This is a genomic window from Shinella sp. (genome assembly GCF_049651085.1).
Lineage (GTDB): Bacteria > Pseudomonadota > Alphaproteobacteria > Rhizobiales > Rhizobiaceae > Shinella.
Map to the genome: position 1 here is coordinate 296807 of NZ_JBASBL010000027.1, position 23884 is coordinate 320690.

19 protein-coding genes are annotated in these 23884 nt (G+C 62.1%); 7 read left to right on the forward strand and 12 right to left on the reverse strand.

Annotated features, from left to right (window positions below):
* Nucleotides 1-21 precede the first annotated feature (21 nt).
* On the reverse strand, nt 22-855 hold the full coding sequence (gene cysE, locus WA950_RS18725) for a serine O-acetyltransferase (protein WP_424553232.1): 834 nt from the start codon (nt 853-855) through the stop codon (nt 22-24).
* Nucleotides 852-1619 carry a 2-dehydro-3-deoxy-6-phosphogalactonate aldolase gene (locus tag WA950_RS18730; RefSeq protein WP_424553233.1) on the reverse strand — a complete coding sequence of 256 codons (768 nt, stop codon included), beginning with the start codon at nt 1617-1619 and terminating at the stop codon, nt 852-854. Before WA950_RS18730 ends, cysE begins: the two co-directional genes overlap by 4 nt.
* A gap of 103 nt (nt 1620-1722) precedes the next feature.
* Here WA950_RS18730 and WA950_RS18735 point away from each other — a divergent pair, with 103 nt between their 5' ends.
* The 7 genes from WA950_RS18735 to ccoG all read left to right on the forward strand — a co-directional run bounded on the left by WA950_RS18735 (nt 1723) and on the right by ccoG (nt 9791).
* Nucleotides 1723-2721 (forward strand): methylenetetrahydrofolate reductase, encoded by a 999-nt coding sequence (locus WA950_RS18735; RefSeq protein WP_424553234.1) that lies wholly within the window; start codon nt 1723-1725, stop codon nt 2719-2721.
* Between the two features lie 102 nt (nt 2722-2823).
* A complete protein-coding gene (locus WA950_RS18740) occupies nt 2824-4185 on the forward strand; it encodes a PLP-dependent aminotransferase family protein (protein ID WP_424553235.1) in 1362 nt (453 codons plus the stop codon).
* Nucleotides 4186-4706: 521 nt separating this feature from the next.
* The gene (gene ccoN / locus WA950_RS18745) at nt 4707-6326 is read left to right on the forward strand and encodes a cytochrome-c oxidase, cbb3-type subunit I (RefSeq protein WP_424553236.1); all 1620 of its coding nucleotides are present in this window, start codon (nt 4707-4709) and stop codon (nt 6324-6326) included.
* A gap of 12 nt (nt 6327-6338) precedes the next feature.
* Entirely contained in the window at nt 6339-7070 is a 732-nt protein-coding gene (ccoO, locus tag WA950_RS18750) for a cytochrome-c oxidase, cbb3-type subunit II (RefSeq protein WP_424553237.1), read from the forward strand.
* Between the two features lie 12 nt (nt 7071-7082).
* Nucleotides 7083-7235, forward strand: a complete 153-nt coding sequence (locus WA950_RS18755; RefSeq protein ID WP_424553238.1) for a cbb3-type cytochrome c oxidase subunit 3 — start codon at nt 7083-7085, stop codon at nt 7233-7235.
* A gap of 1 nt (nt 7236) precedes the next feature.
* Nucleotides 7237-8106: a cytochrome-c oxidase, cbb3-type subunit III gene (gene ccoP / locus WA950_RS18760; RefSeq protein ID WP_424553239.1), complete on the forward strand. Its 870-nt coding sequence runs from the start codon at nt 7237-7239 to the stop codon at nt 8104-8106.
* An 86-nt stretch (nt 8107-8192) separates the two neighbouring features.
* Complete coding sequence (gene ccoG, locus WA950_RS18765; protein ID WP_424553240.1) at nt 8193-9791, forward strand: cytochrome c oxidase accessory protein CcoG; 1599 nt, start codon at nt 8193-8195, stop codon at nt 9789-9791.
* Nucleotides 9792-9960: 169 nt separating this feature from the next.
* Here ccoG and WA950_RS18770 read toward each other — a convergent pair whose 3' ends face one another.
* From WA950_RS18770 to WA950_RS18815, 10 genes are all read right to left on the reverse strand, one after another.
* Nucleotides 9961-10644 (reverse strand): alpha/beta hydrolase, encoded by a 684-nt coding sequence (locus WA950_RS18770; protein WP_424553241.1) that lies wholly within the window; start codon nt 10642-10644, stop codon nt 9961-9963.
* Between the two features lie 358 nt (nt 10645-11002).
* Nucleotides 11003-13036, reverse strand: coding sequence for a 3-hydroxyacyl-CoA dehydrogenase NAD-binding domain-containing protein (locus WA950_RS18775; RefSeq protein ID WP_424553242.1), 2034 nt, complete (start codon nt 13034-13036; stop codon nt 11003-11005).
* A 52-nt stretch (nt 13037-13088) separates the two neighbouring features.
* Nucleotides 13089-14294, reverse strand: a complete 1206-nt coding sequence (pcaF, locus tag WA950_RS18780; protein WP_424553243.1) for a 3-oxoadipyl-CoA thiolase — start codon at nt 14292-14294, stop codon at nt 13089-13091.
* Between the two features lie 110 nt (nt 14295-14404).
* A complete protein-coding gene (locus tag WA950_RS18785) occupies nt 14405-15187 on the reverse strand; it encodes an enoyl-CoA hydratase/isomerase family protein (RefSeq protein ID WP_424553244.1) in 783 nt (260 codons plus the stop codon).
* A gap of 28 nt (nt 15188-15215) precedes the next feature.
* Entirely contained in the window at nt 15216-16265 is a 1050-nt protein-coding gene (locus WA950_RS18790; protein ID WP_424553245.1) for an Ldh family oxidoreductase, read from the reverse strand.
* Complete coding sequence (locus WA950_RS18795; RefSeq protein ID WP_424553246.1) at nt 16262-17524, reverse strand: NAD(P)/FAD-dependent oxidoreductase; 1263 nt, start codon at nt 17522-17524, stop codon at nt 16262-16264. Before WA950_RS18795 ends, WA950_RS18790 begins: the two co-directional genes overlap by 4 nt.
* Nucleotides 17525-17562: 38 nt before the next feature.
* Nucleotides 17563-19203, reverse strand: coding sequence for a thiamine pyrophosphate-binding protein (locus WA950_RS18800; RefSeq protein ID WP_424553598.1), 1641 nt, complete (start codon nt 19201-19203; stop codon nt 17563-17565).
* 90 nt (nt 19204-19293) lie between these two features.
* A complete protein-coding gene (locus WA950_RS18805) occupies nt 19294-21417 on the reverse strand; it encodes an acetate--CoA ligase family protein (RefSeq protein ID WP_424553247.1) in 2124 nt (707 codons plus the stop codon).
* On the reverse strand, nt 21417-22571 hold the full coding sequence (locus tag WA950_RS18810; RefSeq protein ID WP_424553248.1) for an acyl-CoA dehydrogenase family protein: 1155 nt from the start codon (nt 22569-22571) through the stop codon (nt 21417-21419). The genes WA950_RS18805 and WA950_RS18810 overlap by 1 nt, the downstream gene beginning before the upstream one ends.
* 306 nt (nt 22572-22877) lie before the next feature.
* Entirely contained in the window at nt 22878-23825 is a 948-nt protein-coding gene (locus tag WA950_RS18815; protein ID WP_424553249.1) for an ornithine cyclodeaminase family protein, read from the reverse strand.
* Between the last annotated feature and the right edge of the window lie 59 nt (nt 23826-23884).

Genomic DNA, 23884 nt, shown 5'->3' on the forward strand with positions numbered 1-23884 from the left:
GGCCCCTGTGGCCCGGTGCGATCAGAGGCCGACGTCATAGAGGGGCTGGCCGTCATCGAAGAGTTGATCCATCGTTCGGGCGGGTGCCATCGAGCGATTCTGGTGAAGCGAACGGGCTGGAACACCGGCAACAGTTGTTTCGGGAGCAACCGGCCTCAGCACAACGGAGCCGGCGCCGATACGAGCATTGGCGCCGATTTCAATGTTGCCGAGAATGGCTGCGCCCGCGCCGACCAGGACGCCGCTCCTGATCTTGGGATGGCGCTCGCCGGCCTCTTTGCCAGTGCCGCCGAGGGTGACGTTCTGCAGAATGGAGACGTTGTCCTCGACGATGCTGGTTTCCCCGATGACGATCCCGGTCGCATGATCGAAGAAAATTCCGATGCCGAGTTGAGCGGCAGGATGGATATCGACCTGCAGGGATCGGGATGCGCAGCTCTGGAGATGGAGGGCGAAATCCTGCTGTCCGGCGTTCCAGAGTGCGTGGGCAAACCGATGGGTTTGCAGCGCCAGAAAGCCCTTGGCATGAAGCAGGACATGCAGTGCCTTGGTTGTCGCCGGATCGCGATCCAGCACCGCCGCCATGTCGAAGGCGGCGGCGGCGAGGATTCGCGAATCCTGATCGAGAAGAGATCGCAGGGCCATATGCAGCGACATGGAGGACGCGGGCGGCGACAAAAGACCGGCAATGCGGCTGATGATCGCGCCGGCCAGGTCGCGGCACTCGGCAATGGTATCGACGACGACGGGCTTGAAAAAGACGTCCTGTGTGCTGGCTTCGTCTGCCTCCGCCAGGATGCGTGACCACAGCGCTCGATCCGTGAACTCGCAGTTGACCAGCGCGATTGCGTTCATTGCGCTATCTTTGCTGCATTGCCCTCATCCTCGAACCGGGCGTTGCGCCATGCGCCTATGAAAGCCGTGGCGCTTGCCTTGATGTCTTCGAGCGAGCGTCCGGGCCGGTAGAGGTTGCCTCCGATCCCGAACCCGCTGGCGCCTGCTTCGATCCAGGCGGCCATTGTCTCGGGGGTAATGCCACCGGTCGGCATGAGCGGAATATGGGAGGCGTAAACCGCGCGCCAGGCCTTGAGCACTGCGGGCGATATGGATTCGGCGGGGAAAATCTTCAATCCGTCGGCGCCAGCCTGCAGCGCTGCAAAACCTTCGGTTGGCGTGGCGACGCCCGGAATGCAGCTCATCTCATGGGCATGCGCCGCGCTGATGACGGCGGTATCGGCGTGAGGCATCACGATCAGCCGCCCGCCGGCGTCTCGAACGCGGACGACGTCATGGGGGGACATGACGGTTCCAGCGCCGATGATGGCCTGCGAGCCGAACCGTGCGGTGATGCGCTCGATGCTGTTGAACGCATCCGGCGAATTGAGGGGAACCTCGATCATCCGGAAGCCGGCGTCGATGAGCAGGCCGGTAACGTCCTCGACCTCCTGCGGGGTGATCCAACGCAGGATGGCAACCAGCGGACATGCGCCGAGTGCTGCGTCCAGGCTAAGGGGCGGGCAGGTGGCCTTGTGCTCCGGGGATTTCGACATTGTATGCTTCCTTTCTGCTTGGGCATGCGACTCTTCCGGCTTCGCGCCGCAGGTTGCGTCTTGCCGCATCATCGAGCTGGTGAAGTGATTTCGCTGGATTCAATTTACCGCTCAATGTATGGCTATGAACCATACAAATGTCTTTGTCTAGTTGGAACGGGGAGTGGTTGATGTGGCGGAAGACGATGAGCGGTGTGGTGCCGGCCTCGCGCGTGAATATTCGGGTGAGCAAAGAACGCCGGTGATGCAGGAGAAACGGTGCCGCGCACCGGCGTCTGCACCACCATTGGAGTGCAGCGCCTACACGCTTGAAGTCACCGGCAAGGGCATCGCGGAGATCGAAGATGCCAGGAGCCGGATTTTGTCGGGTACGCCGATCAACATTGCGTTTCTGGGCAATGAGAGCCACGATCAGCGCATAAATGCCGCGCGGGTGATCCGCACCTGCGGCTTTGAGCCGGTGCCGATCCTGTCGGCCCGGCGCTTGAGGTCTATGGAGGATCTCGACACGCTTCTTCATGCTCTGATCGAAGTGGCGGCGCCGTCTCGCTTCATTCTGGTCGGTGGCGATCCGGCGCAACCCGCAGGGCCGTTTGCCGATTCGCTTGGCTTGCTGTCCGCCGGCATTCTGCAGCGGCATGCCATTCGCCGCGTCGGGATCGTCGCCTATCCCGAGGGGCATCCGAAGATTGATGCCGATGCGCTCTGGCGGTCGTTGAAATGGAAAGTCGCCTTCCTTCGCGAAGAAGGCTGCGCGGTCGAGATCACGACGCAATTCGGGTTCGATGCCGACGCTGTCTCGCGCTGGATTGTGCGGCTGCGGGACGAAGGGATCGATTGCCCTGTAAGGGTGGGTGTTCCGGGGGCAGCCGGTGCGGGCCGGCTTCTAGGGTTCGCCCGCCAGTTCGGCGTGTTGTCGTCTGCCCGTATCGTCCGTCGATACGGCATTGCCCTTGCCGATCCTGTGCAGCATGTGGGGCCGGAACGATTTCTCGATCGTCTTGCCGCCGGCCTGATCGGCCGCGATCCCGGCAATGTGCTTTTTCATCTTTATCCCTTTGGCGGCATCGCCGAAGCGACCGGCTGGATGGACGAATACCTGGCGAAGCACGGTGTTCCCGGCGTGGTGTCTTTGCGTTCTGCGCGGCCGGACTGCGGAAACCCGCGATAGCGAACCGGACCTGCCCGCCTCTTTTCTGGATGGCCGTGCATGGTGGCTGTGTGTATGCTGTCAAGCCATACATACTGAGAGGGTGACATGTGGAAGCCGCGATTGATCGAGAACGCCCGGATGAAGTATCTCGGGATCGTCGAGGCGCTTGAGGCCGATATCCGGTCCGGTCGCGTGCTGCGGGGCGACAGATTGCCTGCCCAGCGCGCCATCGCTGAAGCGCTTGGCGTCGATCTGACAACGGTGACGCGGGCCTTCAACGAGGCCCGGCGGCGAGGCCTGGTCTCCGCCCAGGCGGGCCGGGGCACCTTCATCAGCGAAGGCATCGACGGCGAGTCCGGCGAAGCGACGCAATCGCTGATCGATCTGAGCATGAACATTCCCCCGCAACCTTCTGGCGTGGACTTCCGCAAGGTCCTTCCGAGCGGAATAGCCAGTGTTCTGGGCAGTCCGCGCGGGCTTCTTCATCTCCACTACCAGGAAAGTACGGGCGCTGAGTCGGACCGGCGAGCCGCCGCTGGCTGGCTTGCTCCCCGGATCGAGGGGGTCGCGCCGGACCGCATCGTGGTGACCGGTGGGGCGCAAAGTGCCCTGTTCGCCGTGAGCGAGCTCCTGTTCGACCGGGGCGATGCGGTGGCTACCGGGGCGATGACCTATCCAGGGCTGAAAGCGGTTGCAATCCAGAAGGGGTTGGTTCTGCACCCCCTGGACATGGACGGGCAGGGCATTCTTCCCGAATCCTTCGAAAAGCTCTGCCGGGAACAGGCGCCCAAGGCGCTCTACGTCGTTCCCAGCATCGACAATCCGACGACGGCGACGCTACCCGAGGGTCGCCGGTGGAAACTGGTGTCGATTGCACGCACGCATGGTGTCTCCATCATCGAGGATGATCCCTACGCGCCGCTTTTGCCGGATCGCACGGTCGCGATGGCGGAGCTTGCCCCTGACATCACCTGGCACATCGCTACCCTGTCGAAATGCGTGACGCCGGCGCTGCGTGTCGCCTATGTGGTCGCACCGAGCGCATCCAGGGCATTGCGTCTGGCGGGTGTCCTGCGCGCCACCATCCTGATGACGTCGCCCCTGATGTCGGCTCTGGCCAGCCGCTGGTTTCTGGAGGGCGCGCTCGATGAACTCACGCGATCAATTCGTGCGGAGAATGTGGAGCGGCAGAAGCTTGCTGCTTCAATCCTCGGCGATGTCGGCTATGCCGCTGACCCGCATGGCCACCATCTGTGGCTTCGCCTTCCCGAGCATTGGCGTGCAGGTGATTTTGCCGAACATGCCGATCGCGCCGGTGTCTCGATTGTTCCCGCCTCTGCCTTCGCGACGGTGGCTCACCCCATCGAGGCGGTACGGATTTCGCTCGGTGTCGCGCCCGATCGCGGCGATCTCGAGGACGGCCTGACCCAGCTTGCAAATCTCATCTCACAGCCGTCGCTCGGCGCCAGGGGCGTGGTGTAATCCCTACCGCAAGCTGATGCCGTCTGCGCTGAGGCGACTTCACTGAGGCTTTGGCGACGAGTCGACCATCGGCGTGGTCGACACGCCGAACGGGCGTACCGGCAGCGTGATCTGCCGGGAGAACTGCATGCCGCTCCTGCGCGCGGCCATGTTTGCGCAAGGTGTCGAACTCCAGCCTGAAGTTCCAGAATACCTATCGGTCGCCCTGGCCTGATCGAGCGCAGCCTGTCGAGGCCCGGCATCCATGCATTCAAGGGGTTAGTGTCTGGCTATTGTAATTTTACAGCCATACAATTTGTCGCATTGTATGCCGACATTAATGTCGATAGTAGGGAGGACGCGTAGCGAGTTCTCCCAACCGCGCCAGGGCACCCGCCCGGCGTGAAGCCGCGGTGGTGCGACGACAGGACAATGTCCCTTTCGCCGTCGCCGGTATGCCGGGCGAATTCGGGAAATCGCCGATGGTTGTTGTCCGTTCTTTGCGACAGGCGGGCATGTCGAGTTGTTTTGGGGACTGCTTCATGAAGTATGGTGTGGGGATCGCCCTGTCAGCATTGCTGACTTTTCTCGCTCTTCTCGGGGCCGGATTCGCGGTCGACGACCCGTTCCGGCGCCATATGCTGGTTGCGGTCGTGGTGCTTGGCGCATTCACGGTCCTTCTCCTGCGCAACACGCGCTTCGAGAGAGAGGTGCCGGCGGACGGGGCGACCTATATGGATGGCCCGATCCGCTACGGGGTCATCGCGACGGTGGTCTGGAGTGTCGTCGGCTTTCTCGCCGGCGTGTTCATCGCCGCCCAGCTCGCCTTTCCCGATCTCAACCTCACGCCATGGCTGAATTTCGGCCGGATCCGGCCGCTGCATACATCCGCCGTGATCTTCGCATTCGGCGGCAATATTCTTATCGCCAGCTCCCTCTATGTCGTGCAGCGGACCTGTCGCACACGGCTCTTTGGCGGCAATCTCGCCTGGTTCGTTTTCTGGGGTTACCAGTTCTTCATCGTCATGGCCGCCACGGGCTATCTGCTCGGCATCACCCAGAGCCGTGAATATGCCGAGCCCGAATGGTATGTGGATGTCTGGCTGACGATCGTCTGGCTGGCCTATCTCGTCGTCTTCCTGGGAACGGTGCTGCGGCGCAAGGAGCCGCATATCTACGTCGCCAACTGGTTCTACATGTCCTTCATCGTCACCATCGCGATGCTGCACGTGATCAACAACCTGGCATTCCCGGTCTCGATCGTCGGTTCGAAAAGCTACTCCGCCTTTGCCGGCGTGCAGGATGCGGTCACGCAATGGTGGTACGGGCACAACGCGGTGGCGTTCTTCCTCACCGTGCCCTTCCTTGCCATGATGTATTACTTCGTGCCGAAGCAGGTGAACCGCCCGGTTTATTCCTACCGCCTGTCCATCGTGCACTTCTGGTCGATCATCTTTCTCTATATCTGGGCGGGGCCCCATCACCTGCACTACACTGCGGTGCCGGACTGGGCGCAGACGCTCGGCATGGTGTTCTCGATCATTCTGTGGATGCCCTCCTGGGGCGGCATGATCAACGGCCTGATGACGCTTTCGGGCGCCTGGGACAAGATCCGAACGGACCCCATCGTGCGCCTGATGGTGACGGCGATCGCCTTCTACGGCATGGCGACCTTCGAGGGCCCGATGCTGTCGATCAAGGCGGTCAACTCGCTCTCGCACTATACGGACTGGACGATCGCCCATGTCCATGCCGGGGCGCTTGGCTGGAACGGCATGATCTCGTTCGCCGCAGTCTACTTCCTGGTGCCGAAGCTCTGGGGCCGGGAACGACTCTATTCGATCCGCATGGTCAACTGGCACTTCTGGCTGGCAACCCTCGGGATCGTGCTCTACGCGGCCGCCATGTGGGTCTCCGGCATCATGCAGGGCCTGATGTGGCGCGAATACGACGACCAGGGCTTCCTCGTCTATTCCTTCGCCGAAACCGTCGCCGCCATGCATCCCTACTACGTGATGCGCGTCGCGGGCGGTCTGTTCTATCTCACCGGTGGCTTGCTGATGGTCTGGAACGTCTATCAGACCATCCGTGGCAGGCTGCGCGAGGAACGGCCTATGGGCACCACATTGCCGGCCGGCACAGCTGTTCAGGCCGGCGAATAAGGAGTGCGACCGATGTCTATTCTGAAGAAACATGCGGCGATCGAAAAGAATGCGACGCTGCTGCTCGTCGGCTCGCTACTTGTCGTCACCATCGGCGGCATCGTCGAGATCGCGCCGCTCTTCTATCTCGAAAACACTGTTGAGAAGGTCGAGGGCATGCGTCCCTATACGCCGCTCGAACTCGCGGGGCGCGACATCTACATTCGCGAAGGCTGCTATGCCTGTCATTCGCAGATGATAAGGCCGTTCCGCGACGAGGTGGAGCGCTATGGCCACTACAGCCTCGCCGCGGAATCGATGTACGATCGATCCTTCCAGTGGGGTTCGAAGCGAACCGGCCCTGATCTTGCGCGCGTCGGCCAGCGCTATTCGAACGAATGGCACGTTCAGCACCTGATCGAGCCGCGCTCGGTCGTGCCGGAATCGGTAATGCCACCCTACGGGTTCCTCAAGGACAAGCCACTCGACGTGAAGGGTATCTCGATCCACCTGGCGGCCAACCAGCGGGCGGGCGTCCCTTACACGGATGAGATGATCCGGAATGCCGGAGCGGACATGCGGGCGCAGGCCGATCCGAATGCCGATTCCGGCGCGCTGGAAGTGCGTTATCCGAAGGTGAGGATCGATGATTTCGACGGCGATCCCGCCCGGCTCACCGAAATGGACGCGCTAGTGGCCTATCTCCAGATGCTCGGAACACTGGTCGATTTTTCTACCTATGACGAAGCTACCGGCTATCGCTGAGGAGAATTGAACATGGAAACCTATACCGCCATGCGGCACTTCGCGGACAGCTGGGGATTGCTGGGCATGGTCATCTTCTTCCTTGGCGCCGTCCTCTTCGCGTTCCGTCCCGGTAGCCGGGCGGTGTCCGAAGAACTCGCGCGCATTCCTCTTGAGGATGAATGACATGACCGAAAAGCACATCGACGAGGTTACCGGCGTTTCAACGACCGGTCACGAATGGGACGGTATCCGCGAACTCGACAATCCGATGCCGCGCTGGTGGGTCATCTCCTTCTATGCGACCATCGTCTGGGCCGTGGGCTACATGGTCGCCTATCCCGCCTGGCCGCTGCTGAGTACGGCGACGACGGGCCTTCTCGGCTATTCCAGCCGCGCCGAGATAAAGTCGGAAATGGCGGCGGCCGAGATGGCAAGAGCCGAGTATACCGCAGCGGTCGCCTCCCGTTCGGTGGAGGAAATTCTCGCCGACGATGCGCTGCGCACTTTTGCGGTTTCGGCGGGCGCGGCGGCCTTCAAGGTCAATTGCGTGCAATGTCATGGCTCAGGCGCGCAAGGCTCGCCAGGCTACCCTAATCTCAATGATGACGAATGGCTGTGGGGCGGCAGCGGCGAGGAGATCCGGCAGACGATTGCCCATGGTATCCGCTTTGCCCAGAACGACGATACGCGAATTTCGGAAATGCCCGCCTTTGGCGATATCCTGCAACCGAATGAGATCACGCAGGTGTCGCTCTTCGTGGCGTCGCTTTCAGGCGCGGCGACCGGCGTCGGGGCGGGCGATCCTGCCTCCGGCAGGGAAATCTATGCGCAGAATTGCGCTTCCTGTCACGGCGACGCCGGAAAGGGCTCGCGTGAATTCGGCGCACCGGATCTCTCCGACGCCATCTGGCTCTATGGGGCGACGCCGGCCCAGATCGCCGCACAGGTACATACGCCGAAGCACGGCGTCATGCCGGCTTGGTCCGCGCGTCTCGGCGACACGACCGTCAAGGAACTTGCGGTCTACGTCCACTCGTTGGGCGGTGGTGAATAGGCCGCGTTTCACCTGAATGGCGGCCCTTCGTGAAACAGCGCGGCGGCCTGATCGGCTCAGGGCCGCCTCCACCCGGAACATTGGAAATGTCGAAGCTCCATCGGAGCACGGCAGGAGAGAATGCTTTGCTCGAAACGTCGGAAATCGAGGCCTTTGATGCAACGGCGGTAAACTCCGCCAAGGTGCGCCAGCCGCTCTACGCTCCGCGCAAGAAGGTTTTTCCCAAGAGAGCCTCCGGCAGTTTCCGGCGTTTCAAGTGGATTGTGATGTTCATCACGCTCGGCATCTACTACCTGACGCCATGGATCCGGTGGGATCGTGGTCCCTATGCGCCCGATCAGGCCGTGCTGGTCGATCTTGCCGGCCGCCGGTTCTACTTCTTCTTCATCGAGATATGGCCGCAAGAGTTCTTCTTCGTGGCGGGCCTGCTCGTCATGGCAGGTTTCGGCCTCTTCCTCGTCACCTCCGCTGTCGGACGGGCATGGTGCGGCTATGCCTGCCCACAGACCGTATGGGTTGATCTCTTCCTCGTTGTCGAGCGGGCCGTGGAGGGTGACCGGAACGCCCGCATCAAGCTCGACTCCGCGCCCTGGACCATCGACAAGCTCTGGAAGCGGGTGAGCAAGCACGCGATCTGGCTGGCCATCGCGGTCGCAACGGGCGGGGCGTGGATCTTCTATTTCGCGGATGCGCCAAGCTTGTTGGGCCAGTTGCTTGTCGGCGAGGCGGCTCCCGTCGCCTATATCACGGTCGCCGTCCTGACGGCCACGACCTATGTGTTTGGCGGCCTGATGCGCGAGCAGGTCTGCACCTATATGTGTCCCTGGCCGCGCATCCAGGCCGCGATGCTCGATGAGAACTCGCTGACCGTCACGTATAACGACTGGCGCGGCGAGCCCCGTTCGCGCCATGCCAAGAAGACAGCCGCGACCGGCCAGAATGTCGGTGACTGTGTCGATTGCAACGCATGCGTGGCGGTCTGCCCCATGGGCATCGACATCCGCGACGGTCAACAGCTCGAATGCATCACCTGCGCCTTGTGCATCGATGCCTGCGATGGCGTGATGGACCGGCTTGGCAAGGCGCGCGGACTGATCTCCTATGCGACGCTGGCCGAATACGAATCCAACATGATGCTGGCGACGGCCGGAGGCTCCACCGCCATAGATCCGGCAAAGGTATATGCTACCGATGGAAAGCTGTCGGACAAGGTCGCCACCTTCCATGTCAGGAGGTTGCTGCGGCCGCGCACGATGATTTATCTGGCGGCATGGATCATCGTGGGGCTTGCGCTTGCCTATGCTCTCCTCACGCGCGACCGGCTGCAGGTGAACGTTCTTGCGGATCGCAATCCGCAATTTGTCGTCCTGTCGGACGGGGCGATCCGCAACGGATATACGGTCAAGCTACTCAACATGATCCCGGAACCGCGCACTATCGTCGTCTCGCTGGACGGTTTGCCGGGGGCGGAGATGAGCATCACCGGCCTTGATAGGAAGTCGGACCGGTCCTTTGCTATCGAGGCCGAGCCGGACAAGCTGACGACACTCAAGATCTTCGTCCGTCAGCCGCGCGGAAGCGTTGCCGCCCAGACCCAGCCGTTCCGCTTCGTGGTCGAGGACAAATCGAACGGGGAGAGCGACCGCTATGAAGCGACCTTCGAGGCGCCGGAGGTTCGAAGATGATCGTGCCGGGCACTGCGTGGCAGCGATAACCATCGCTTTACCGTCGGTCTGCTGGGCAAGCCCGCGCAACGATCCGGCGATCTTCGCCGGATCGGCTACGGGAATGTCAGAAAGCGCGCTGCGCCAGTGATGGGGGAAATATCGCTGGCGCAACTCGGTCCATCACGAGCTAGGCTACCGCGGCTTCAATGATCAGGGCCGTGACTTCCTTGGGTCGCGATGCCAGAGAGGCGTGGCTCGCGTCGAGCTCGATCTTCTTCACCGGCTTCATGCGGGCGGCCATCATTTGCTGGTTATCGGGGTGGATCATCCGATCCTGCAGCGATACCTGATAATAGCAGGATTTCCTTTTCCAAGCCGGTTCGGTGACGTTGTCACCGAACGTCGTGGCCAGGGGAGCCTTTTGCGTGACCGCCATGACGAGGGCTTCGTCAGCTGTCAGGTCCTGACAGAAACTCTCATGAAACTTGTCGGGCCTGGCCCAAAGGTAGCCATCGCTGTCGGGGGCCAGATTGGCAATTGCTGCCGGGGGCTTGGCTTGGGATATGCTACCCGCACTTTCACCTGTGTCCGGCGCGAAGGCGGCGATGTAGACCAGAGCCTTGACGTTCGGCAGGTCGCCCATTTCCGTGATGACCTTGCCGCCATAGGAATGGCCGACCAGTACCACCGGCCCACTGATCTGCTTCACCATTTTGCGCGTTCGCTCCGCGTCGTCAGCAAGCGAGGTTAGAGGGTTCTCGACTGCGCGCAGGTCTGTATACCCCTGCGCGTGAAGCATCGAGATGACCTTGGCCCAATGTGCTGCGCCGCCCCAAAAGCCATGGACGAGAACTATTGCTGGATTTGCCACTAGAAGACCTCCCTTGTTGATGCCACGCCCGCTATTTGTCGAAGGAAGTGGCCCGATGGGTAATCGTTGCTATAATTGGGCCAATCTTAGTTCAAAAAAGGGCCGGATCGGAGGTGCATGCTGTTGGCGGAGGACAGCCACGTCGTCATGCCATCGCAGCGTATGACGCTGTCAGGTCTTTCCAGCTTTCGGTGCCGTGTGCGGTTTTTGGCGAGGCTTGTTGCGATGGATCCGGAAGACGTTCTTCGCGCGGCCCACTCCAAGGATGGCCTGTTCGAGATATCCACCTATGCCGGAATGCGCCGGCGGAAGCAGGCGCCATCCAAAGAACGTCAGCGGAGCTGGGCCAGTCAGGTTTCTACCGGAGTAGCTCCACGAGTCCCTCGAAGGGGCGAAGCGATGCATTGCCGATGGCGGCCGAATAGGCTTCCAGCTGCTGCGCGACGATTTTAGGGCCGACCTGTTTGGCGTAAAACATCGGTCCACCCCGTCCCCGCGGCCAGTTGTAGCCGTGCAGCCAGATGACATCGATGTCCGAACTGCGGGCAGCTATACCCTCGTGCAGGATGCGTGCGCCTTCGTCGATCATCGGGTAGATCAAGCGTTCCAGCACCTCGCGGTCGTCGAGCGCACGGCGCGTGACACCTTCGCGGGCCGAGACCTGCTCCATCAGTTCTATGACACCCGCGTCTGTGACGCCCGTGCGCGAACCTTCCGGATAAGCGTAGTAGCCGCCGGCGGTCTTCTGACCAAAGCGGCCAGCCTCGCAGAGCGCGTCGGCGATGGGGGCCTTGCGCCCTGTCGCCTTGCGCATCCGCCAGCTGATGTCGAGGCCGGCGAGATCGCTCATGGCGCACGGCCCCATGCGGAAGCCGAACGCGGTGAGTACGGCATCGATCTGCACCGGTGTCGCCCCTTCCAGCAGCATGCGATCGACCTGCTCGGAACGGCGGGCCATCATCCGGTTGCCGACGAAGCCGTGGCACACGCCGACGACGACGGGTATCTTGCCCAGTCTCTTCACCACATCGACGATGCGCGCTAAAGCCTGTGGATCGGTGTCTCGCGCGCGAACGATCTCGACCAGTTTCATCACATTCGCCGGACTGAAGAAGTGCATGCCCAGCACGTCCTTGCTCCGGCCGGAAAAAGCGGCGATCTGGTCGACGTCGAGATAGGAGGTGTTGGTGGCAAGCGTAACGCCATCCCTGGTCGTTTCGCCCAGTTTGGAGAAAATCGCACGCTTCACCTCCATGTCCTCGAAGGCGGCTTCGACGATCAGATCCGCCTCGCTCGCCCGATCGAGGCCGACTTGCGCGACGATACACGACAGCCGCGTCGCCTTGCCCTCGACGCTCAGTGAACCGCGGCGCACGGACATGTCGTAGATGCCGCCGATCCGCTCGATCGCGCGGGCGGCTGCGGCTTCATCCGTCTCGATGATCGTCGCCGGTATTGCCGCATTCGCGAAGGCCATGGCGATGCCGGCGCCCATCGTGCCGCCACCGATCACGGTGACCCTCTCAACGGGGCTTTCCGGTCTGGAGGGAACGCCCTCGACACGAGCGCTCTGGCGTTCGGCGAAAAACGCATAGCGCAGCGCCTCGGAACGCTCGCCCTGGCGCAGTTCTTGGAACAGTGCCTGCTCGGCACGGCAACCGGCCGCAAAATCGAGGTTGAAACTGTTTCGGATGCTCTCAACGATCGCTGTCATCTCGGTCGCATCCGGCTGTTTGCCCAATATCGCCTTTGCCGCCTCCTCGAAGGCTGGCCATTGCGCGGCATCCATGCGTCCGGTGCTGACGCGCCTGCGTCCTGTTTTCACCAGCGAGATCGCCATGGCTGTCGCGGCGGCCAGCAGATCCTCATCAGGAACGATCTGGTCGATAAAACCCATTTCCAGCGCGGTCTGTGCCGGGCGTAAATCCCCATCGGTGATCATCTCCAGCGCTGCCACGGCACCCGCAAGGCGTGGAAGCCTTTGCGTGCCCCCCGCCCCGGGAAGCAGGCCGAGTTTGACTTCGGGAAGCCCGAAGCTCGCCTTTGGCGTGGCTATGCGCGCGTCGCAGGCAAGCACCAGTTCCAGCCCGCCACCGAGAGCCGCGCCGCCAATGGCGGCGACGACCGGCTTGGTAAACTCGTCCATGGACGCAAGCAACTCCGACAGGACAGGCGCAAGTGGTGGCTTGTTGAATTCCGTTATGTCGGCACCGGCGCAAAATACCTTGCCTTCGGCGCCGAGAACGATCGCGATTGTCTCCTTGTCGGCCTCCGCCTCCTGGAAAATGTCGCGCAAGCTGGTGCGCACGGCGTGGCCGAGTGCGTTGACCGGCGGGTCGTCGAGCATGACCACAACGAGGCCACCGCTCTTGCTGACTTTCAGCGCAACCATGTTCATCTCCATTTTTCGACCACCCGGTCGCTCATCTCAATCACGGCGTGTCTCACGCCCTTTCGAGCGCAATCGCGATTCCCTGGCCGACACCGATGCACATGGTAGCCAGCGCCAGCCTGCCGCCATGCAGGGCAAGCTCCAGCGCCGCCGTACCCGCAATCCGTGCACCCGACATACCAAGCGGATGGCCAAGCGCGATTGCCCCGCCATTCGGGTTCACATGCTGCGCATCCTCGGCAATGCCCAGATCGCGGAGCACGGCGATGCCTTGGGCGGCGAAGGCCTCGTTGAGTTCGATGACGTCGAAATCGGAAGGCCGGATGCCAAGGCGGGCGCACAATTTTTGTGTCGCCGGTGACGGCCCCATGCCCATGATGCGCGGCGCAACGCCGGCGGCAGCGCCACCCAGAACGCGTGCGATTGGTGTCAGGCCGTATTTTTTGATCGCCCCCTCCGAGGCGATGATCAGGGCCGCCGCCCCGTCATTGACACCGGAGGCGTTGCCAGCAGTCACCGTGCCGCCCTGACGGAAGGGCGTCGGCAGTTTGCCCAATGCCTCGACGGTGGTGCCAGCGCGCGGATGCTCGTCTTTTGACACGACGATGGCATCGCCCTTGCGCTGTGGAATAGTCACCGGCGTGATTTCTTTCGCCAGTCGACCATTGGCCTGCGCTGCCACGGCTTTTTCCTGGCTGCGGACCGCGAATGCATCCTGATCGGCGCGGGAGATGGCAAAGTCCGCTGCCACGTTCTCGCCGGTTTCAGGCATAGAATCGACGCCATACTGCTGTTTCATCAGCGGATTGACGAAGCGCCAGCCGATGGTGGTATCGAAAATCTCGGCATTGCGCGAAAAGGCAGTCTCGGCCTTGGGCATCACGAAGGGCGCGCGGCTCATGCTCTCGACGCCACCGGCGATCATCAGCTCGGCTTCGCCAGATTTGATGGCGCGTGCGGCTGTTACGACGGCATCCATGCCGGAACCGCAGAGACGGTTCATCGTCGTGCCGGGCACTGCGACGGGTAATCCGGCCAAAAGCAGCGCCATGCGGGCGACGTTGCGATTGTCCTCTCCGGCCTGATTGGCGCAGCCATAGATCAGGTCGTCGACGGCCTCCCAATCCACGCCGGCGTTGCGTTCCATCAACGCGCGCAGTGGAATTGCGCCCAGATTGTCGGCACGCACTCCGGCAAGCGCCCCACCAAAGCGCCCGATCGGCGTGCGGATATAGTCGCAAATGAATGCTTCAGCCATGTCGTGAAACCTTGAATGTTATTGATTTTGCTTATTCACAAATCGGAAATGCAGGATACAGCTTCCGAAATATTCAGCTTCAGGTGAAATAACGCCTGGGCATCTGCGTGTTATTCTCCTTTGAAGCTGGGCTTGCGCTTTTCCCTGAAGGCGCTGCTGCCCTCGGCGAAATCATCTGTTCCAAATACGATGGCCTGGGCCGCCTCTTCACGCAGCAGGAACGTCTCCAAAGTGTCGTTGTGTGACAGATCGAGCAGCGACTTGGTAAGTCCGATTGCCACGCCGGGTCCGTTCGCAAGGTCCGTCGCGATCGCGATCGCCCCGGCAAGAAGTTCGTCATGCGCGAACACGCGGCTTATCATGCCCATCGACAACGCCGTCTGCGCATCGACCCGGCGATTGGTCATCAGGAAGTCTTTTGCTTGCGGGACGCCAACGGCACGGGGGAGATTGTAGAGGATGGCAAGATCCGGCAGAACGCCTACCTTGGGAAACCCGGCCATGAAATAGGCTCTCTCGGAGGCAACTATGATGTCTCCGGTCAGCGCGAGAGACACGCCTGCGCCGACCGCAGCGCCGTTCACGGCCATGATCACAGGCTTGTCGCTGTGGGCGAGCAGCTTCATCCAGCTGTGCGTCATTCTCATGCGCTGCCGCACAGCGACCGTTCGCCTGTCCAGATCCAGACTTCGCAGATCGCCGCCAGCGCAAAAGCACTCATCGGAACCGGTGACAACCAGCGCCTTTAGACTGCTGTCGGCAACGAAACTTTGCGCCTGTTCCGCAAGGGCTGCTTTGAGTTCGGCCGAGAGCGGGTTGCGGATCTCTGGATTGTTGAGCCGCCAGACAGCGACGGGGCCGAGTCTTTCGGCGATCAGGGGATGACGGCTCATTCGGATCTCCGGTCACAGGTGAGATGCTTCATGCGCCTTTGCCTGCGAGGGCGATTAATTGCGCATGGGACGTGGCGGACACCGGAATTCCGGCGCTGTTTTCCGCGCGCGCCCTGTGTCTCGATTCCGAAGGAAATCGCGTGACCCCTCCGGACTGGAGGTGGGAAAGCAGCGTTGAGACGCGCTGAGCCAGGTTCGAGGAGCCGAATGTCACAGGGTCGATCACCAGGATGAGTTCGCCGGCATTCTGGGTCGCAGAGCCGTGCAATTCGGACTCTGTATCCTCGAAGCCAAAATTTGCGCCGGTAAGGGCAGCGGCAAGAATTTCCACCATCAGCGCAATGGAACTGCCCTTGTGCGTCCCGAAAGAGCGTAGCGCACCTCCGGCCTGCAAGGCATTTGCGTCGGTGGTCGGCTGGCCTTCCGCGTCGAGCAGTACTCCCTCGTCCAGTTCGCGCCCTTCGCGGGCGGCAATCAGCACGGCGCCCTGCGCCATCACGCTCGATGCCTGGTCCCAGACCAGAGGCGGTCCATCCGCGCGAGGGCAGGCGAATGCCATCGGATTGGTTCCGATCAGTTTGCGCGGCGCATCCCACGGTGCGATGCGCATGCGCGAGTTGACGAAGGCCAGCGCGATCATGCCCTCCTCGGCAAAAGTCTCCACATCCGGCCACAGTGCCGCGAAGTGATGCGAGTTGTGGATCGCCATGGAGGCGAGGCCAGTTTTCCTGGCCTTTTGCAGCAGCAAGTGTCGGCCGGCTTCGATGGCCGGCTGGGCAAATCCGTTGCTCGCATCGACCTTGACTACGGAAGGCGCCGCATCGACCACGATGGGAACGGCCGCGCCATCGACATGGCCGCTTTGAAGCGTGGTCACATAGGCCGGAATACGAAACAGGCCGTGGCTGAAGCTGCCGTCGCGCTCCGCTTCCATCACCACCTTGGCAACCGCTGCGGCATTGCTCGGCGACATCCCGTTGGTGACAAATATCGCGCTCACCAGTTGCACCAACTCGTCGGGCGTCAATCGCTTCACGTTTTGCTCCATCTCGATAAAACGACTTTTCGACGCGTTCACCTGAACCGTCCAAGGCCGAATGGCTGCATGTCGATCTCAGACGGCCGGCGCTCATGCAATGCCGTCACCATCTTGCCAGTCGTTGCAGCCCAGCCAACACCCATATGTCCGTGTCCGAACGCATAGATGACATTGTCGAACGCGCTCGCCCGGTCGACCAGGGGGAGGGAGTCCGGAAATGACGGGCGATTCCCCATCCATTGCTTGATCCCGCCGCTGTCCAGTTCAGGAAACAGTTTCCGTGCATGGACCAGCAGATTGCGTGCGCGCGCAAAATTGGGCGGCGCGTCAGAGCGCGCCAGTTCCACGGTTCCGGCGAGGCGAAGGCCCTCTTCCATTGGAACGATGCCCATACCGGCCCAACCCAGCGTGTAGGAGCGCTGCACCTTCACACCGGGGTTCGGCAGCATCAGGTGATAGCCGCGCTCGCTGATCAGCGGAACGTCGTCGCCGAGTTGTCGGCTGAGCCTGCGAGAACCTATGCCGGCCGCTACGACTACAGTCTCCAGTTCGAGGCTGCCGCCGTCCTTGAGCTTGACTGCGTGGACGTTTCGCCCGCTCTTGTCGAAGCCGGTTACCTCGCCCGAAACAACCTTCCCGCCGATGGCTTCGAAGGCCCTCGTCAGCCTCTGCAACATTCTCAGCGGGTTGCGGATGTAGGTTCGTCCCTTGAGAACGACGCCAAACTGGCTGTACTCCGTCATTTCGGGCTCGAGGCGCTCGAGCGCGGCGCGGTCAAGCAATTCAAAGCGCAGCCCTGCGCGCTCGCGCATGCGCCAGGTCTTGCTTTCCGCCTCCCAGTCAGCCCGGGATTTGTAGAGCTTTATGCAGTCGGTATCGGATATGAGCGAGTGTGCATCGGCGGCCTCCAGCAACGGCGCGTAGTCTTCGTGCATGCGGTCGCACAGCGATGCCATCGCGCGCGATGCGGCAGCCACGCGCGGAGCGCGCGAAGCAAGCACGAATCTAGCAAGCCAGGGCGTCAATGCCGGCAGATCGCGCCAGCGTATGGTCAGGGGGCCGAGCGGGTCGAGCAGCCATCCAGGTACAGAGAAGAGAACACCTGGCACTGCGAGCGGAACGACTTCGCCCACCGCGAACTGCCCGGAATTGCCGTAGGACGCGGCCTTCTCTGGGTCGCCAATGTCGATCAAGACGACATTATGGCCGGCGCGGGCAAGCTGCAGCGCGCAGCAGACACCGACATAGCCGCCGCCGACTACTCCGATCAACCCGGTCTTCTTCAGGGAGGCCGCCATCCTACTACTCTCCAGTCTACAGCTTGCCGCTACCGGTCTTATTTCCGCCTTGGGCTTTGCGCGAGCATGGTCTCGATATCCAGCCGCACTTCGATCAGGGTCGGAAGCTCCGCCTCAAGGGCACGCTGGAAAGCGGGTGCGAAGCCAGCCGTCGTTTCGACCAGTTCGCCATGGGCGCCGAACGACCGGGCAAACGCCACGAAGTCGGGATTGACGAGATCCGTGGCGAAATCCCGGCCGGGATACCGTCTGTCCTGATGCATGCGAATGGAGCCGTAGCTCTCATTGTTGATGACAACGATCACGATCGGCAGCTTATAGCGGACTGCGGTCGCGAGCTCCGGCCCGCTCATGAGGAAACAGCCGTCCCCGGCAAAGCAGACCACTGGCCTGTCGGGATAGGCAAACTGGGCGGCGATTGCGGCAGGAAGCCCGTAGCCCATCGTTCCGCAAGCCGGGGCGAGTTGGGTCGGGTAGGCGCGGTACTGGTAGTAACGGTGCACGAAGGCCGCATAGGCACCGGCGCCGTTGGTGAGAATGGCGTTGTCCGGCAAGATGTCGTTGAGGCCGGCGACGATGGCGCTGACGTCGACCTTGCCGTCATAGGCGGGCAGGGCCGTCAGTTTCTCGTAGTCGGCACGCAGGCTCGCCGCCCATTCGCTCCGCCCGGAAGTGGGGGCGGGCGCGCTCAGACGCGCTGCCGCGTCGGCGAAGCTGGCGACCCCGGAACTGATCGGTAGCGACGCCTGATAGACTCGGCCGAGTTCGTTGGGGTCGGGGTGGACGTGGATGAGCTTGCGGGCCGGTGCCAGAAGCTCGATGAGGCTGTAGGCGTTGGTGGCGGCCTCGGAGAGGCGGTCGCCGACCACCAACAACAGATCGCTGGCCTTGACTCGCTCGGTAAGCGCGGGCGAGGTGCCAAGCCCCAGCACGCCCGCATAGAGGCGGTGCCGGTTGTCGAATATGTCCTGGCGCCGGAAAGTCACCGCCGTCGGCAATTCGAATGCCTCGGCAAAAGCGCAGATATCGGCGCAGGCCTGCGCGTTCCAGCCGCTGCCGCCAATGACCAGAAGCGGACGCTCGGCGCGCCCGATCAGGTCCTTCAGCGTTTCCAGGTTCTGCGATGTCGGCCCGGCCTGCGCCTGTACATAGGCCGCAGGCGTTGCGGCTTCGCAACTATCGGAAAGCGTATCTTCCGGAATGGCGAGCACGACCGGGCCGGGGCGGCCGTTGACCGCCGTATGAAAGGCACGGCTTACATATTCGGGGATGCGGGCCGGATCGTCGATCTGTGCCGCCCATTTGGCCAGCGGCGCAAACATGGCGCGAAAATCGACTTCCTGGAACCCTTCGCGGTCCACGATCTCGCGGTCGACCTGTCCGACGAACAGGATCAGCGGCGTTGAATCCTGACGGGCGGTGTGAACGCCGACCGACGCATGCGTGGCGCCCGGTCCCCGTGTCACGAAGCAGATGCCCGGCTTGCCGGTCAGCTTTCCATGGGCCTCGGCCATATGGCATGCGGACGCTTCGTGCCTGCAAACCACGACGCGTATCTTGTCTTGAACGTCCCGCAGCGCGTCGAGCGCGGCGAGATAGCTTTCGCCAGGAACGCAAAACACGGTGTCGACCCCATGGATGACGAGGCTGTCGACCAGCAACTGCCCTCCTGTCCTCATCGATGAATTCTGCACGGGGATACTCCTCGGTTCATTGGTATGACAGCGACAGCCGGTTTTCCGGATCGCCATGTATCAAAACATTTGCTTCTACGGGGTGTCGACGATGACAAGACCATCGACGGCGACGACGCCCTGTCCCTTGGGAAGCACCATAAGCGGGTTGACTTCCGCGCTTTCGATGGACGGAAACAGGGCCAGGCGCGAGAGAGCGGAGATGGCCTGCGCAAGCGCCTCGCAATCGCCGAGCGGAAGATTGCGATAGCCGCGTATCACGGCCAGGCTCTTGACCGCATCGATCATTTCCATCGCCGCCACAGTATCAACGGGCGCCATGCGGCAGGCGAAGTCCTGGTGGATGTCGACCATGATTCCCCCAGCGGCCACGGTCACAACCGGACCGATGTTTGGAACGCGCTGGAATCCGATCAGCACCTCGGTCAGACCCTTGACCATCGGCTGCACGAGGATGCCCTCGATTGCGGCGTTCGGGCTGGCCGACTTGAAGCGCGCGAGCATTGTCTCGGCGGCCTGCTTCAGATGGTCCGCGTCGGTGATGCCCAGGACCACGCCGCCGGCTTCTGTCTTGTGCTGGATGTCCTTCGACAGGACCTTGGCAACGACCGGAAACCGGATGTCATGCGCCCCCTCGTTCAGGTCGGCCAGAGTGGCGAAGACGCGGCAGTCGACCGTGGGAACGCCGACATCGCGCAGGATCTCGATCGAGCGCAGCTCGTTGAGGCCGCCGGCCTGGAGCGCTTTGGCGATGGCTGCTTGCGTCTGCGCCGGCAGGAGATCGTCCGCCGGAAGCGCGCGCGGCTGGCGCCAGTCGAGATAGGCACGAACCGCGTCGGCGCAGGCTTCGGGCGTACGGAAGGCGGCGACATTGCCATTGGCCAGCAGGCGCAGGCTTTCTGCGGCTTCGGGCGCAAGGAACGTGGCCATCGGCTTGGCGTTGGCGCGCGGGCTGAGAATAGGCGCCACCGCGTTTTCAGGATGGAACTGCGCCGACGAACCAGCGACGGGGATGATCAGGTCGCATGCGTCCGAGGCCGTGAGCTCGTCGAGTACCGCTCCGAATATTTCGGGGCGGGTTCCCGCCAGCGTCAGGTCGATCAGCGGGCCGCTCTTGATGTTGACGCCGCGCGCGGCAAGTCGGTCGACCGTCGCGTCGTCGGGGGCAACGACATCTATGCCGGACTGACCCAGCCGGTCGGCCACCATGGCACCACCACCGCCGGTGGTCGTGACGATGGTGACGCGCCGACCTTTGGGAGGTTTGCGACCCGCGACCAGAGGCGGCAATTCGAACAGGGACTCAAGGAAGTCGACGCGCATGATGCCGCTGTCGCGAAGGAAGGTTTCCATGGCGACGAAGTCGGTCGTCAATGCACCGGTGTGCGAATTGGATATCTGTTGGGCGATGCGCGACCGACCGAGCAGATAGGCGATCACCGGCTTGCCGCGCTCGAAGGCGTAGCGGGCCATCTCCGCCAGTGCCGTGCCGTTACGGATCGTCTCCAGGAACAGAAGAACACAGTCCGTCTCGTCCTGCTCAACAAGCATCCGGCCGATCTCGCCGATGCCGATATCCGCCTCGTTGCCGACCGAAACCAGCGTGGAAAATCCGATGTCACGGGCATGGGCACGCGACAGCAGCGCACCGATGGCGCTGCCGCTCTGGGAAATCAGGCCGAGCCTGCCTGGCAGCAGTTTGGATGCCGAGAGCGCCGCGTTGGCGCTGAGGGCAACGTTCCGATGCACGTTAATGAGGCCGATGCTGTTGGGGCCCAGCACCCGGACGCCGACTTCGGAAGCGCATTTCATCAGGTCGTCCTGATGTTTGCGGCCTGCCTCGCCTGCTTCGGCAAAGCCGTCGGACAAGATGGTGACGCAGGTGACACCGGCCTCGCCGCATTCCTTTACCGCACCGATCACATCCTTGGCCGGGACCATCAGGAGCGCATGATCTATCGGCTGGCCGACCGATTTCACATCCGGGTAGGCGCGCTCCCCGAACAGGGTGGTGCGGCTGCGATTGACGAGGTGAATGTCACCCTCGAAGCCATGCTGCCTTAGATAGCGCTGCGGCCTCGAATTGGCCTTTGATTCGTCGCCGGAGGCGCCGACCAGCACGATGGAGCGCGGACGCAACAGGGCGTCAGCCAGATCGGATGCGCCCGGGACGCCGCGCGCGACAGTCACATTCGACATTATGAATTCACTTTACGCTGCGAGAAATGACGCTCGAATACGGATTCGGAGATTCTGTTCTTGAGGATTTCCACCGACCCACCGGCGATCATCCAGCCCTTGGTCCGGCGATAGCAATATTCCACCAGACTTTCGCTGCTGTAGCCCATTCCGCCCATGACCTGCATCGCTTCGCCGGCGACCTCGTGTCCGATCGTGTTGCAATAGGCCTTGGCGATAGCCGTTTCGTCAGCGTTCGGAAAGCCGTCGCCGGCATTGCTTGCCGCGCGATAGAGCAGCAGCTGGGCGGCGTCCAGCTTCATCCTCATATCGGCAAACTTCCACTGCACGCCCTGGAATTCGCAAAGCAGCCGGCCGAACTGGCGGCGGGACATCGCCCACTGCCTTGCTTCTTCGAACGCGTAGCGGCCAAGCGCCAGCGAGCGGGCGCTATTGCCCAGCCGCTCGACGTTGAAGCCGGCGATCTGCTTCTTGAAGCCACCTTCCTTGAGCACGACGTTTTCTTCGGGCACGTAGACATTGTCGAAGAGCAGCGTTGCCCACTCTTCTCCGGACATGAACTTGCTGCCATTGCCGATGTTGAAACCGGGCGTGCCGCGCTCGATAAGAACGGATCCGATACCGTGCGTTCCGGGGCCGAAGCGAACATAGGCGAGAATGATGTCGGCGAACGGTCCATGGGTGGTGAATATCTTGGAGCCGTTGATGCGGTAGCCGCTGCCGTCTGGGGTGGCGGTCGTTCTCAGTTCGGTGACGGCCGAGCCGGCGTCGGGCTCGGTCATACCGACGGAGATGACGGCGTCGCCGCTCAGCAACTTGGCCAGAAAGCGCTCGCGCTGCTCGGCGGTGCCATATTCAGCAAGGACGCGGATCGCGCCGAAATTGCCGGATTGCACTACGTCGGCGCTGCGTGGGCAGACCGAAGCAACAGTCTCGATGGCGATGATGGCATCCATCAGAGAGCCGCCCATACCGCCACGGTCGGCGGGAATGGTCAGACCCATCAAGCCGTTGTCGGCCATCAGTCGTGCGATTTCGGTGGGATAGCCATGCGAATGCGCACGCTGAAGCGCGCCGTCGCGAAGGTGCTGCTTGCTGAATTTCAGCACGCTGTCTTTGAAAATCGACTGTTCGTTCGATAGTGCAAAATACATGGAGAATAAGCCACTCGTGATGTCAGGGTGGCTTGATGTAAGGCGTTCCAGTTCAACTTGTAAAACGGCATTAGGTGCTGAAAGCTATAGCATGAAGTGCCGAACATGAGCTGTTGGCATGCCGATAGCCCAGGGTGAATGCGTCGTCGTATCTGTTGAATCTGGTTCGTAGGTGCGGAAACGACGATCGGCCGACGCACAAAACCGGAAAGGTTTCGCGCGTCGGCCGAAGCAGCGGTTTCAAGGTACAGGGACGTTGTTCGGCCCTCGGGAGCGACGCGCGAAAATGCGCCGGACGGGTATTGTTCAGCTTTGCCGGAACCGGTCGCCTTCAGCCATGGCCTTGGCCAGCAGCGCAGCGCCCAATGCCAGATCGGCAACGCCGGTGCCCATGCCCTTGTAGAGGGTCAGGTCGTCGTCCGCGCGCCGGAACGTCTTCGATCCGACGATGTCCGCCAGCCGGTCCACGGCATCCCAGTCCCGTTCGCTCGTATAGCGCTGCCGGAACTCGTCGGACAGGGAGCGAACCGTGGCGATCGAATCCACACAGACTGTTGAGAGCCGCGAAAAAATATCCTGCGGCAGTTCCGATTTACCGGAAACCGTCGTGCCGATCGAGTTGATATGGGTGCCATGCGCTATCATGTCGGAACGGATGACCGGCGCCGGAACGCGGGCCGCGAGGCCGACGATGGCGGCCTCTGCGAGCGTTGCCTCGATGGTGGCTGCTGCAAGTGTCTGGATACCCAGTTCCAGTTGAAGCTTTTCGGCCAGAGCCTCCCGGTTCGCCTGGTTTGGGCTCCAGATGCGCACCTGCTTCAGTGTGCGGATCTTCGAGATGGCGCGGATCATCGTCGTTGCCTGTTTGCCCGATCCGATGACACCGAGAACATCGGCATCCGTCGCCCCAAGGTGTTTGGTGGCGACGCCGGCCAGCGCGCCGGTCCTCAGATTGCTCAGTACATTTGCTTCAATCATCGCAAGCGGGCGGGCCGTCGTACTATCGAAAATGATGAGCATGGGTTGCGCGGTCGCGCCGGCCTGAACCCACGTCTTGACCCCACTGATGCCGAGACCCGGTGCGACGGCACTCAGCACATGCAGCGCGCGAGCGCCGTTGTCATAGGGAAGGACATTCTTCTGCAGGGTTTCGGCCTGCCATGCCGCTTCCACCGTCAGGCCGCGTTCGATCGCATCGAGCGCACCCTTCATGTCGATAAGTTCCGCGACGTCGGCTTCGGACAATCTGATCAAGCAATCCTCGCTGGTCTTTATGCGCCGCGCGTCTCTTCAGACAAACAAGGCTGCCTACT

Bases quoted from the DNA above. Each gene is read 5' to 3' on its own strand.
- cysE (WP_424553232.1), bottom strand. From the start codon at position 855: ATGAACGCAATCGCGCTGGTCAACTGCGAGTTCACGGATCGAGCGCTG.
- WA950_RS18730 (WP_424553233.1), bottom strand. From the start codon at position 1,619: ATGCGGCAAGACGCAACCTGCGGCGCGAAGCCGGAAGAGTCGCATGCC.
- ccoN (WP_424553236.1), top strand. From the start codon at position 4,707: ATGAAGTATGGTGTGGGGATCGCCCTGTCAGCATTGCTGACTTTTCTC.
- ccoO (WP_424553237.1), top strand. From the start codon at position 6,339: ATGTCTATTCTGAAGAAACATGCGGCGATCGAAAAGAATGCGACGCTG.
- WA950_RS18755 (WP_424553238.1), top strand. From the start codon at position 7,083: ATGGAAACCTATACCGCCATGCGGCACTTCGCGGACAGCTGGGGATTG.
- ccoP (WP_424553239.1), top strand. From the start codon at position 7,237: ATGACCGAAAAGCACATCGACGAGGTTACCGGCGTTTCAACGACCGGT.
- ccoG (WP_424553240.1), top strand. From the start codon at position 8,193: ATGTCGAAGCTCCATCGGAGCACGGCAGGAGAGAATGCTTTGCTCGAA.
- WA950_RS18775 (WP_424553242.1), bottom strand. From the start codon at position 13,036: ATGGTTGCGCTGAAAGTCAGCAAGAGCGGTGGCCTCGTTGTGGTCATG.
- pcaF (WP_424553243.1), bottom strand. From the start codon at position 14,294: ATGGCTGAAGCATTCATTTGCGACTATATCCGCACGCCGATCGGGCGC.
- WA950_RS18785 (WP_424553244.1), bottom strand. From the start codon at position 15,187: ATGAGCCGTCATCCCCTGATCGCCGAAAGACTCGGCCCCGTCGCTGTC.
- WA950_RS18795 (WP_424553246.1), bottom strand. From the start codon at position 17,524: ATGGCGGCCTCCCTGAAGAAGACCGGGTTGATCGGAGTAGTCGGCGGC.
- WA950_RS18800 (WP_424553598.1), bottom strand. From the start codon at position 19,203: ATGAGGACAGGAGGGCAGTTGCTGGTCGACAGCCTCGTCATCCATGGG.
- WA950_RS18805 (WP_424553247.1), bottom strand. From the start codon at position 21,417: ATGTCGAATGTGACTGTCGCGCGCGGCGTCCCGGGCGCATCCGATCTG.
- WA950_RS18810 (WP_424553248.1), bottom strand. From the start codon at position 22,571: ATGTATTTTGCACTATCGAACGAACAGTCGATTTTCAAAGACAGCGTG.